We start from the raw sequence: 11,768 nt of genomic DNA, 5'->3' as shown, positions 1-11,768 counted from the left end.
GAAATGTTTGACTTGCTCATTTTGCTTTTTTAATAGTGTGTGCTCACTCAAAATTTACGTTGGCGCTTTGTTTTGTTCAGTTTTCAAAGAGCAATGCCTTACGACAGCTTATTTATAATAACACTTTATTAACCCGGAGTCAACAACTTTTTACAACTTTTTTTAAAACTTGTAATCCGTGTGTAACTCGTTCGTAACAACAGATATAAATATAACATCATTATTCAAACTGTGCAATACCTTTTTAAAAAGTTTTTTTAAAATAGCAAAGTTTTTATTAAAGGTAGTCATTTCACCCTCTGATAACCTCATATTAATTATAATTAAAAAACAAAAACCGATTTGGAACAGGGCGCATCGAGGCGTTGCTCTATGCTATCTCCTCTTCCTAAACCGGTTCTAATGGCTCTAATCTTCAATATGAATTAACGATGTCTCATTAACGGGAACAATAGGACGTCACGAATCGACGGTGAATTCGTCAACAACATAACCAGACGGTCTACCCCAATTCCCAATCCTCCTGTTGGTGGCATTCCATATTCTAAAGCCTCTAAGAAATCTTCGTCCATTTCATGTGCTTCATCATTGCCTTGTTCACGCTCTTTTAATTGTGCCTCAAAGCGTTGGCGTTGATCTATAGGATCATTCAACTCCGTGAATGCATTGGCATGCTCTCTTCCTACAATAAACAACTCAAATCTGTCAGTAAAACGAGGATCCTCTGGGTTTTTCTTCGCTAATGGTGAAATTTCAACCGGATGTCCATAAATAAAGGTAGGTTGAATTAATTTTTCTTCTACTTTTTGTTCAAAGAATTCATTAACGATATGACCAAATTCCATGGAATCCTTCACTTCAATCCCATTGTCCTTTGCAAGCTGTTGCGCTTCTTCTTTGCTCATGGTAGCCCAGAAATCTACACCAGTATATTCTTTTACAGCGTCAACCATATGAAGTCTTTTCCACTCTGGTTTCAAATCAATCTCATATTCTCCGTACTGGATAGTTGTCGTACCTATAACCTCTTTAGCGATGTGGGCAACAAGGTTCTCCGTTAGGCTCATGATATCCTTATAATCGGCATATGCCTCATATAATTCAATTAGGGTAAATTCCGGGTTATGCCTTGTAGAGACACCTTCATTCCTAAATACTCTACCGATTTCATATACTTTCTCTAAACCGCCGACAATCAGACGTTTTAAATGAAGTTCGATTGCAATCCTTAGGTTTAGTGGCATATCTAAAGCATTGTGATGAGTCAGGAATGGACGTGCAGCCGCTCCACCCGCAACGGAATGCAATAACGGTGTTTCAACTTCCAAATACCCTTGGTCATCTAAATAGCGTCTCATAGCCTGCACAATACGGCTGCGCATAATTAAGGTGTTTTTACTTTCTTCATTTGTAATTAAATCCACATAACGTTTCCGGTAACGTTCCTCAACATCCTTCAAGCCATGGAATTTATCCGGAAGCGGACGTAGCGCTTTAGAAAGGAACACATAATCTTTAGCTTTAATAGAAAGTTCGCCGACTTTCGTTTTAAAGATAACTCCCGTGATTCCTACAATATCACCAAGATCCGTTTGATTGAATAGTTGATATGACTCTTCTCCAACCTTATCCAAACGGACGTAGATTTGGATTTGTCCGCTTATATCTTGTATATTGGCAAATCCTGCTTTCCCTTTCCCACGTTTGGTCATAACACGACCTGCAACGGTAACCTCTATTTCTTTTTCTTCTAGATCTTCTTTTTCCAATTCACTATATGCATCAACAATTTCCTGCGTAGTATGGGAACGTTCGAACCTGCTGCCGAACGGGTCTTGTCCATTGTCTATCATAGCCTGCATTTTATCGCGTCTTACCTGCAGTTGGTCATTCAATTCTTCATGACTCACGAAAATCATCTCCATCTCTATTAATCAAAGCCTCTTATTACTATTATAACTTTCTTTTTGCATACCTATTTATTCTTACATAAAGTAAAGGAATTCAACAGCTTTTTATCTTAAATTATAATTTAAGGACAGATAAAAACTGCCAGGTTCCCTGGCAGTTTTTGATAAACGTATTATAGAAAAACAGGAAGGTAATGTCAAACGTCAAACCATTTGGATATTCTGTTCCTTTGCTTCAACTTCAGCAACGAGCTCATAAACTAGGCGGACTACATCTTCTCTTGTCTCACATTCATTTATGCCTTTACGCGCTTTAGCATTCCCTTTGATACCCTTTAAGTACCAGGCAGCATGCTTACGCATTTCACGAACTGCAACATGTTCATTCTTCAAAGCAATCAGACGGTCCATATGAAGAACGCATACATCCATCTTTTCACGAACATTAGGTTCATCAATCAATTTCCCTGTTTCTAAATATTTTACCGTCCTGTAGATCATCCACGGATTGCCTAAAGCAGCCCGGCCAATCATTACTCCATCAACACCGGTTTCTTTTAACATTCTTTCAGCATCTTGTGGAGTTTCTACATCGCCGTTTCCAATTAAGGGAATGTTAATGGAGTTTTTCACTTCTCGAATAATGTCCCAATTAGCTTTTCCTTCATAAAGTTGAACGCGGGTTCTGCCATGAAGGGATATTGCCTTGCCGCCAGCCCGTTCTACCGCTTTGGCATTCTCAACAGCAAAAACATGTTCATCGTCCCAACCAATACGCATTTTAACGGTAACAGGTTTATCTACTGCATCCACGACTGCTGAAACCATCTCATATATCTTATCGGGATCAAGCAACCACCTTGCACCAGCATCGCATTTCGTTATCTTCGGAACAGGACACCCCATGTTGATATCAATAATGTCCGCTGTTGTGTTTTTATCTACAAACCGCGCTGCTTCTACTAAAGTTTTCTTTTCTCCGCCAAAGATTTGCAAGCTTAGCGGTTTCTCTCTTTCATCTATATAAAGCATATTCATCGTTTTGGCATTTTGAAGAATGATTCCCTTATCACTTACCATCTCTGCACACACTAATCCTGCACCGAATTCTTTGACGGTCAACCGGAAAGCTGAATTACAAACACCAGCCATCGGAGCAAGCACTACTTGGTTTTTCATTTCGATATCGCCTATTTTTAACACATTGTGACCTCCTACGCTGTCTTTCATTTATCCTCAAGCGGTTGAAGATCCTCCATGGAAACATTAAGAACATCCACCACTTCTAATAAAAACTCCTCTGAGGGGTTACGGTTTCCTCTTTCGACTTCACCTAACAAAGAAACAGAAACACCCATCTCTTTTGCGAACTCCTCTTGGGTAAATCCCTTTAACTTTCGAAAAGCGCGAATACGCCTTCCCCATTTTTCAGCTTCCATAATCGAACTCCTTCTTTATCCGGAATCTTATCAAGCAGGTCGCTCAAGGATGTATTCATTTTCGGAAGATTAATATCTGGTTCCAATTCCATTAAGGGAATAATCACAAAAGCTCTTTCATGCATTCGAGGATGAGGGATTGAAAGAATCTCCGTCTCAACATTTTCATGATTATACAGTAAAATGTCAAGGTCTAAAGTACGAGGGCCCCACCTTATATCCCTTTTTCTCCCTAACTCTTGTTCGATTTCCATACATGTTTGCAATAATTCCTCCGGCTTTAAATCCGTCTTCACCTTAATTACAGCATTCAAAAAACAATCTTGATCCGTATACCCAACCGGGTCCGTTTCATATAAAGATGAACAGGATACAAGTTCAATATGTGCATGTTCATCCAATAATCGGAAAGTAGTTTGAAAGGTTTCAAGACGGTTCCCCATATTCGAACCAATTGATAAGTAAGATATATTCTCCATATTAACGCCCTCTTACAATTTCTATGGCAACGGATTTGTAATGCCCTGCTATTGGGGGGTCTGGTTTATACACTTTGACCGTGCATAAATTGATTGTCGGAAACTTGGTTAGTAACTCTGAAGCGATTCTTTCCGCAACGGCTTCCACTAGCTTATACGGTCTCCCTTCAACAACACCTTTACAGACTTCATATAGATCTCCATAATTAATAGAGTCTTCGAGATTATCACTCTTTCCTGCTTGAGCTAAATCCGCTTCTACAATGAGGTCTACTTTGAACCGCTGGCCAAGTTTCGTTTCTTCTGGAAATACCCCATGGTACCCGTAAAACTCCATCTTATTCACAAATATCTTATCCATTAAACTCACCTTTTCCCATAAGAGCATCCATCATTTTCGCTGTCCGTCCCATTTCCTTCACATCATGCACCCGGACCATTTGGCAGCCTTGTAGAATTCCATGACAAATTGTTGCTGCCGTCCCTTCCAAGCGTTCATGTGGCGGTAAATTAAGAACTTGTCCGATCATAGATTTTTTTGATGTAGCAAGTAGTATCGGATAACCTAATGATACCAGCTTATCAAGATTCCTCATCATTTCCAAATTCAGCGTTAAATCTTTTGCAAACCCGATACCTGGGTCGAGGATGATATTTTCATCCAAGACTCCCTCTTTCTTAACAATCCTAATGCTTTCGAATAGATCTTGCAAAGAGTCACGGATAAATTGTTGGTACTCCATATTATCCCGGTTATGCATTAAAATAATCGGCACCTGATAGCTAGCAGCCACTTTTGCCATTCTCAGATCGGCCTTTGCTCCCCAAATGTCATTCAGGATATGAGCTCCTGCCTTCACCGCCGCTTCTGCAACTTCAGATTTGTACGTATCTACCGAGATAGGTATCTCTATATTACGCGAAATGGCTTCAATCACAGGTACGACCCGTTCAATTTCTTCCATATCTGATATTCGCTCATAATTAGGCCGGGTGGACTCTCCACCGATGTCCAGGATATCCGCTCCATCTTTAACCATCTGCTCCGCATGCTTTAGTGCGGAATCTACCCGATCATATTTTCCTCCATCCGAAAAAGAATCCGGTGTGACGTTTAAAATACCCATGATTAAAGTCTTCTTGCTATAATCCAATTCGAATGTACCGCATTTTATCTTTGATGTACCCGCTAATGACATAGGACGCTCCCCTTCATCTAATCAATCTACATATATATGAGTTTACCTATTTACACCGGTAATGTGCAAGCACCTTAGAAATCATGTAGATTCTCACATAAAAAAAAGAGAAGCAAAGACCCTTGGAGGTACTTTGCTTCTCGATTACCTTTTATTAATCTTATTCAAAGTTATATAGTGGCGTACTTAGGTAACGCTCGCCATTACTCGGAATGATAGCTAGGACCTTTTTACCTTTTCCTAGTTTCTCAGCCACTTTAATGGCAGCAGCGATAGCTCCGCCAGATGAAATACCACCTAAGATACCTTCTTCTTTTGCTGCACGGCGTGCGTATTCAAAAGATTCATCCGTGTTTACCTGAATGATTTCATCATATAGGTCTGTATTTAATATACTCGGAATGAATCCTGCACCAATCCCTTGAATTTTGTGAGGTCCAGGTTTTCCTCCAGACAATACCGGTGAGTCTGCAGGTTCTACAGCGTAAATTTTAATATCTGGATACTTTTCACGAAGCACCTCTCCTGCACCTGTAATCGTACCACCCGTTCCAATACCTGCAATGAAAGCATCCAGTCCATCTTCACCAAAGGCTTCAACAATTTCCGGGCCAGTAGTGTTACGGTGAACCTCAGGGTTTGCTTTATTCTCGAATTGTTGTGGAATGAAGTATCCGTGTTCTTTCGATAACTCAGTCGCTTTAGCAATTGCACCTTTCATTCCTTCAGGTCCAGGTGTCAGGACTAAATCAGCCCCATATGCACGAAGCAGGTTACGACGCTCTAAGCTCATGGTTTCAGGCATGACCAGAATCGATTTATACCCTTTTGCAGCTGCTACCATCGCAAGACCAATCCCAGTGTTACCACTTGTAGGCTCAATGATTGTATCACCTGCTTTAAGGTCTCCACTTTTTTCTGCAGCTTCAATCATCGCAAGAGCGATCCGGTCTTTAACGCTACTCCCAGGGTTAAAATACTCAAGTTTCAAATAAATATCTGCGCTATTTTCATTTTGAAGCTTATTTAATTTCACAATAGGCGTTTGTCCGATTAAATCTGTTACAGAGTTAACAATACGTGCCATGTTCTCCACTCCTTTTATTATTAATACCGAGTATGTTTATTGGTTTTATTAATTTAAAGGTAACAGCTTCACTAGTTCATTGTCAATGTTTAACTACAATTTTCAAAATTTTCTTTTATATCTTTCGAACTATTTCTTCTGGTCATCGGTTCCATATATCCAGTCTACGTCAAACTCTTCCCAGAAAATCTTACCGGAAACTGGCGTCTGGATTTGTTCAAGAGCCTTTTGGCGATGAATTTGCTCTTTTACTTCCTTATAGGAATATTGCCTACCCTCAATTTTTTCATGTAAAAAGAGAATGGCCCATCCTTCATCCGTCTCCACAGGCTGACTCCATTTGCCCACCTTTAACTTTTCAGCAGCCGAAATATATGTCTCAGATATTTGTTCATTATCCTCTGATATATATCCCATGTCGCCCCCCTGATTTGCTGTAAATTCATCAAGTGATTTTTCCATGGCTAATATAGGGAACTTAACACCTTTTTTCAGTTCTTTAATGATTTGTTCGGCATCTGTCTTCGTCGATGTAGTTATCTGGGAAATATGATAGGTGGTGGGTATTCGATAGATGTCCTTATTGGTTTCATAATAGTCTTTCATGACCGCTTCGGAAACTTTAACATCCTTTGTAAGCAGCTTCTCGAGAAGGAGGTTCGATCTAATTTCCCGCTTCCATTGTTCTTTGCTTTTACTACGATTCTGACCAACGGTTCCATACATCGTTTTCATCATCTTAAGTTCCCGATCCACTTCATCATCAGATAGGGTCACTTTATATTTTTTTGCCGCTTGTTCAACTACCTCTTTATCAACCATTTCCTCGAGCAGATCTTTACCATAACGTTTTTCAAGTTCATCGATCCAGGCTTCCCGGGAAATATCTTCAGAGCCAACCCTCGCTGCCGTTTCCTCTCCCAAGGAAATCTTGGAAGCGATGAGTGGCCAGATGACAAAGATTAGGATTGTCAGTAGGTTCAATAAGGCAAGACCGGCAATGATGGCCCTAAGCTTTTGTTTAGACAAAATCCTTATCTCCCGTCTTCTTTATTTTTTGGCTTCGCCCTCTAGTTCTTCAAGGTCTTCTCTTGAAAACTGGTAGGTCTCATTACAGAAATGACATTGAGCCTCGGCCTGTCCATCTGTCTCAATAATATCTCTAATTTCCTCTTGCCCAAGGCTGATTAAAGCATTCGAAATCCTCTCCCTTGAACATTGGCAGGAGAATTCGACGTTTATCTTTTCTAAAATTTCTACATTCTTCTCTCCTAATAGTTCAGTTAGAATTTCTTCCGGAGTTAATCCATTTTGAATCATTTTAGAAACGGGTACAATCGTACTTAACCGTTGTTCAATCTTGGTAATCGTTTCGTCGGTAGCACCAGGCATTAGTTGAATGATGAAACCGCCCGCAGCAAGAATTGAATTGTCTGGATTCACCAGAACTCCCACACCCACGGAAGAAGGAACCTGCTCGGAAGTTGCGAAGTAGTACGTGAAGTCTTCCCCTAATTCACCCGAAACAAGTGGAACCTGACCTGAAAAATAATCACGTAAGCCAATGTCTTTCACGACGGTCAATAACCCTTCCGTCCCAACTGCTCTTCTGACATCCAGTTTCCCTTGTTCATTTAAATCAAAATGGGTTTGTGGATTCGTAACGTATCCGCGCACTTCCCCTTTAGCATTACTATCAACGAGAATCGAGCCGATAGGTCCTCCGCCCTCAATCTTAATGGTTAGCTTCTCTTCACCTTTCATCATGGCACCCATCATTACGCCTGCAGTCATAGAACGACCGAGTGCTGCAGATGCTGTCGGCCATGTATAATGCCTTCTTTGAGCTTCCCCTACCGTTTCTGTTGTAGAGACCGCATATGCCCGCACTTGCCCCTCATACCCTAACGCCTTTACTAAATAATCTTTCATTATATGTCCTCCCATGCTGGTTTTTTGTTAATTTTTTATTTCTTCACTTGTTCCCGATTTCGTTTATAAATTAGCTGTAGCCCTTTTAATGTTAAAAATGGCTCCACAACATCGATAACAGTTGACTCATTAGCGATAAGTGTTGCTAATCCCCCAGTTGCAATGACCGTAGGCTCTAAATTACTTTGTGCCTTCATCCGGTTTACGATACCTTCTACTTGACCGACATACCCGTATAAAATGCCTGATTGCATGGCTGAAACCGTATTTTTCCCGATTATTCCGTCTGGACGGCTAATTTCAATTCTCGGTAGTTTAGATGCCTTCGAGTAAAGAGCTTCTGTAGAGATACCGATTCCTGGAGCAATTGCGCCACCCATATACTGTTTTTCCTCATTTATATAGCAATATGTCGTTGCCGTTCCAAAATCCACGATTATGAGAGGGCTTCCATACTCCTGAATGCCTGCTACTGCATTCACGATTCTGTCTGCTCCCACTTCGCGGGGGTTTTCATATTTTATATTCAAACCTGTTTTAATCCCAGGTCCAACGATAAGCGGTTTGATGCCAAAATATTTTTTGCACATGCGCTCAAGTGCAAACATTATTGGTGGTACTACCGATGAAATAATGATGCCATCAAATTGGTCGAAAGTGAGTCCTTCATGTTGCAGTAAAGACTTAATGACCATTCCATACTCATCTTCTGTTTTATTGCGACTCGTTTCAATTCTCCAATGATATTTAAGAATTTCTTCATCGTATACGCCCAATACAGTATTCGTATTCCCAACATCCAGTACAAAAATCATTGTTTTCACCACTCCGCTAAATTATTCTCCCACATCATACCATACTGTTATTTTCCACGCTATTAGTCACACTTCCTAGGAGATGAAATAATAAGTTGTAAGCGATAGCACCTTTTCTTGTGTAAAGAAAAGGGTATTTCCGATGAGGAAATACCCTTTAGGTTTCAAATCAACTTATAACTTTTTATTGTCGTCTTCATTCGGGAAGGAAAGTGGTTTATCTTGAGGTCTACCTTCTTCTATCGGAGGTGTTTTCAAGCCTTCCTCCGTTATCTCAAGGTCCTCAGGATCTCTTTTATCCAAAGGATCTAAAAGAGCTTCCTTCTCTTCCTTTTTCGTATTGATGTTAACTTTTACGTTTTTATCCGTAGTCAAATCCCCATTTAGAGCGGTATAATCACGTTCAGGTAATTTACCATCATGGAAAAGTCCTTTGATTTGTTCTGCATCCAGTGTTTCCACTTCAAGCAGTGTCTTGGCAACCAAATCAAGCTTTTCACGATTCTCCGTAAGAATTTTCTTACATCTTTCATATGCTTCTCTAATGATACGTTGAATCTCCAAATCAATCTCATAAGCGATCGCATCTGAATAGTTCTGATCATTATTGAAGTCGCGTCCTAAGAATACTTGACCTTGTGAATTACCAAACTGTAGAGGTCCAAGTTTACTCATTCCATATTCCATTACCATGCTACGAGCAATGCCAGTCGCACGTTGGAAATCATTATGAGCACCTGTGCTCACTTCACCGAAAGTGACTTCTTCCGCTACCCTACCACCTAAGAGACCAACAATCTTGTCTTTTAGTTCCGGTTCGGTCATGAAGAATCGATCTTCTTTCGGAAGCATGACTGCATATCCGCCAGCTTGACCACGAGGGACAATCGTAACTTTATGAACCACTTCAGCATCATCAAGGACCAAACCAATAATTGTATGACCTGCTTCATGCCAAGCGACAATATTCCGTTCTTTTTTCGAAATGACACGGTTTTTCTTTGCAGGTCCCGCAATAACCCGATCTGAAGCTTCGTCTAAATCGGACATATCGATTTTTTTCTTATCTTGTCGAGCTGCTACAAGAGCTGCTTCGTTCAGTAAGTTTTCGAGATCGGCACCGGAGAAACCAGGTGTTCGTTGAGCAATTGCTTTTAAATCAACACTATCTGCTAAAGGTTTGTTACGAGCATGAACTTTCAGTACCTCTTCACGGCCTTTAACATCCGGGCGTCCTACCGTAATTTGACGGTCAAAGCGTCCAGGTCTCAGCAACGCAGGATCCAATACATCTGCACGGTTTGTTGCGGCAATAATGATAATGCCTTCATTTCCACCGAAACCATCCATTTCCACGAGTAATTGATTTAACGTCTGTTCACGTTCATCATGACCGCCACCAAGGCCTGCGCCCCTTTGACGACCTACAGCATCAATTTCATCAATGAAGATGATACATGGAGCATTTTTCTTTGCATTTTCAAATAGATCACGAACACGTGATGCACCGACACCAACGAACATTTCCACGAAATCAGAACCACTGATTGAGAAGAAAGGAGTGCCTGCCTCACCAGCTACCGCTCGTGCGAGTAAAGTTTTACCTGTACCAGGAGGACCCACTAAAAGGACCCCTTTAGGAATACGGGCACCAAGCTCTGCAAATTTGCGAGGATCTTTTAAGAACTCAACAACCTCGACTAACTCTTGCTTTTCTTCATCCGCCCCGGCAACATCATTGAAGCGAACTTTTTTCTTATCATCGTTATACAGCTTCGCCTTACTTTTACCGAAGTTCATCACTCGGCCGCCACCGCCGCCTTGTGCCTGATTAAGTAAGAAGAAGAAGAGTATGAAAATGATTACAAACGGAATGATCGAAGTAAAGAATGTAAACCAACCACTTGTTTGTTTTGGAGGTAAAACATCAATGATTTCAGTATTTTGTTTTTTTACAGCTTCACCGATGCGACTCTGTGCATATTCACTAAATGGAACGTATGCTACAAAGTACTTGTTTTCGTCTTCATACGATTTAAGCTTCCCTGTAATTTCAAATACACTGCCTTCGGGTTGCATCGTTAAAGATTTGACGTCCCCACTCTCCAAATGCTTATAGAATTGATCTTGAGTCAATTTTTCCTGAGGTTCATTGTTATTGTTGAAAATGCTCACAATTCCAATGATGACTAAAAATATCAGTAAATAAAATATGGTATTACGGAAGATCCGATTCATTCCTTACCTCCTCCCACGGGTACAAAAACTATAGTAAATATTATCATACAAAATTAATGAATTACAATAATTTAACACCGCTGTTTTTATCTGGTCCTCACTTTTAAATGAATACGATTATTTCGTGTAAATCTCAGGTTTCAATATGCCGATATACGGGAGATTACGATATTTTTCTGCATAATCAAGACCATATCCGACAACAAATGCATCAGGAACGATGAATCCTACATAATCAGGTTTAATATCAACCTTCCTGCCTGTTGGTTTATCTAATAAGGTAACGATTTTAATTGATTTTGCCTTGCGGTAACGGAAAAGCTCTGCAAGGTAGCTCAAGGTTAAACCGCTGTCGATGATATCTTCGATGATTAAAATGTCCCGACCCTCAACTGATGTATCTAAATCTTTGATGATTTTCACTTCACCAGATGAAACAGTGGAGTTGCCATAACTAGAAACATCCATGAAATCCATTTCAAGATGTGTATCCACACGTTTCAATAAATCTGACATAAAAGGCATAGCGCCTTTTAAAACACCGATAGCCAGTGGGAATTTGCCTTGGTAATCAGCTTCAAGCTGCGCTCCCACTTCCCTGATTTTCTGTTGAAGTTCTTCCTCAGATATTAACACTTTTTCAATGTCATTTTGCATGGTCATTGTAAT

Annotated in this window: 12 protein-coding genes; all 12 read right to left on the bottom strand. The window is 40.3% G+C overall.

Annotated elements, in window-relative coordinates; translation table 11 throughout:
* Positions 1–425: 425 nt before the first annotated feature.
* Positions 426–1,919: a lysine--tRNA ligase gene (lysS, locus tag ACQKL5_RS20530; protein ID WP_427610690.1), complete on the bottom strand. Its 1,494-nt coding sequence runs from the start codon at positions 1,917–1,919 to the stop codon at positions 426–428.
* A gap of 195 nt (positions 1,920–2,114) precedes the next feature.
* Positions 2,115–3,113: a tRNA dihydrouridine synthase DusB gene (gene dusB, locus ACQKL5_RS20525; protein ID WP_427610689.1), complete on the bottom strand. Its 999-nt coding sequence runs from the start codon at positions 3,111–3,113 to the stop codon at positions 2,115–2,117.
* A 23-nt stretch (positions 3,114–3,136) separates the two neighbouring features.
* Positions 3,137–3,349 carry a helix-turn-helix domain-containing protein gene (locus ACQKL5_RS20520; protein ID WP_402970801.1) on the bottom strand — a complete coding sequence of 71 codons (213 nt, stop codon included), beginning with the start codon at positions 3,347–3,349 and terminating at the stop codon, positions 3,137–3,139.
* Positions 3,301–3,828, bottom strand: a complete 528-nt coding sequence (gene folK / locus ACQKL5_RS20515) for a 2-amino-4-hydroxy-6-hydroxymethyldihydropteridine diphosphokinase (protein ID WP_427610688.1) — start codon at positions 3,826–3,828, stop codon at positions 3,301–3,303. The genes ACQKL5_RS20520 and folK overlap by 49 nt, the downstream gene beginning before the upstream one ends.
* A 1-nt stretch (position 3,829) precedes the next feature.
* Entirely contained in the window at positions 3,830–4,189 is a 360-nt protein-coding gene (folB, locus tag ACQKL5_RS20510; protein WP_427610687.1) for a dihydroneopterin aldolase, read from the bottom strand.
* Entirely contained in the window at positions 4,182–5,027 is an 846-nt protein-coding gene (folP, locus tag ACQKL5_RS20505) for a dihydropteroate synthase (protein WP_427610686.1), read from the bottom strand. Before folP ends, folB begins: the two co-directional genes overlap by 8 nt.
* A 160-nt stretch (positions 5,028–5,187) precedes the next feature.
* Entirely contained in the window at positions 5,188–6,114 is a 927-nt protein-coding gene (gene cysK / locus ACQKL5_RS20500; RefSeq protein ID WP_427610685.1) for a cysteine synthase A, read from the bottom strand.
* Positions 6,115–6,243: 129 nt separating this feature from the next.
* A complete protein-coding gene (locus ACQKL5_RS20495) occupies positions 6,244–7,143 on the bottom strand; it encodes a peptidyl-prolyl cis-trans isomerase (RefSeq protein WP_427610684.1) in 900 nt (299 codons plus the stop codon).
* Positions 7,144–7,164: 21 nt separating this feature from the next.
* Complete coding sequence (gene hslO, locus ACQKL5_RS20490; RefSeq protein WP_427610683.1) at positions 7,165–8,046, bottom strand: Hsp33 family molecular chaperone HslO; 882 nt, start codon at positions 8,044–8,046, stop codon at positions 7,165–7,167.
* A gap of 35 nt (positions 8,047–8,081) precedes the next feature.
* Entirely contained in the window at positions 8,082–8,861 is a 780-nt protein-coding gene (locus ACQKL5_RS20485; protein ID WP_427610695.1) for a type III pantothenate kinase, read from the bottom strand.
* Between the two features lie 174 nt (positions 8,862–9,035).
* On the bottom strand, positions 9,036–11,099 hold the full coding sequence (gene ftsH, locus ACQKL5_RS20480; RefSeq protein WP_427610682.1) for an ATP-dependent zinc metalloprotease FtsH: 2,064 nt from the start codon (positions 11,097–11,099) through the stop codon (positions 9,036–9,038).
* Positions 11,100–11,216: 117 nt separating this feature from the next.
* Positions 11,217–11,756, bottom strand: coding sequence for a hypoxanthine phosphoribosyltransferase (gene hpt / locus ACQKL5_RS20475; protein ID WP_427610694.1), 540 nt, complete (start codon positions 11,754–11,756; stop codon positions 11,217–11,219).
* Positions 11,757–11,768: the final 12 nt, after the last annotated feature.

Source organism: Peribacillus sp. NPDC097675 (assembly GCF_050277655.1).
GTDB lineage: Bacteria > Bacillota > Bacilli > Bacillales > DSM-1321 > Peribacillus.
Note: the sequence above shows the minus strand (reverse complement) of the source record. Positions and strands in the feature narration are given on the sequence as shown.

What these genes read in the sequence shown, in the direction of transcription:
- cysK (WP_427610685.1), bottom strand. Translation starts at nt 6,114, where the DNA reads ATGGCACGTATTGTTAACTCTGTAACAGATTTAATCGGACAAACGCCT.
- ACQKL5_RS20520 (WP_402970801.1), bottom strand. Translation starts at nt 3,349, where the DNA reads ATGGAAGCTGAAAAATGGGGAAGGCGTATTCGCGCTTTTCGAAAGTTA.
- ACQKL5_RS20485 (WP_427610695.1), bottom strand. Translation starts at nt 8,861, where the DNA reads ATGATTTTTGTACTGGATGTTGGGAATACGAATACTGTATTGGGCGTA.
- hslO (WP_427610683.1), bottom strand. Translation starts at nt 8,046, where the DNA reads ATGAAAGATTATTTAGTAAAGGCGTTAGGGTATGAGGGGCAAGTGCGG.
- folK (WP_427610688.1), bottom strand. Translation starts at nt 3,828, where the DNA reads ATGGAGAATATATCTTACTTATCAATTGGTTCGAATATGGGGAACCGT.
- ftsH (WP_427610682.1), bottom strand. Translation starts at nt 11,099, where the DNA reads ATGAATCGGATCTTCCGTAATACCATATTTTATTTACTGATATTTTTA.
- hpt (WP_427610694.1), bottom strand. Translation starts at nt 11,756, where the DNA reads ATGCAAAATGACATTGAAAAAGTGTTAATATCTGAGGAAGAACTTCAA.
- folP (WP_427610686.1), bottom strand. Translation starts at nt 5,027, where the DNA reads ATGTCATTAGCGGGTACATCAAAGATAAAATGCGGTACATTCGAATTG.
- lysS (WP_427610690.1), bottom strand. Translation starts at nt 1,919, where the DNA reads ATGATTTTCGTGAGTCATGAAGAATTGAATGACCAACTGCAGGTAAGA.
- folB (WP_427610687.1), bottom strand. Translation starts at nt 4,189, where the DNA reads ATGGATAAGATATTTGTGAATAAGATGGAGTTTTACGGGTACCATGGG.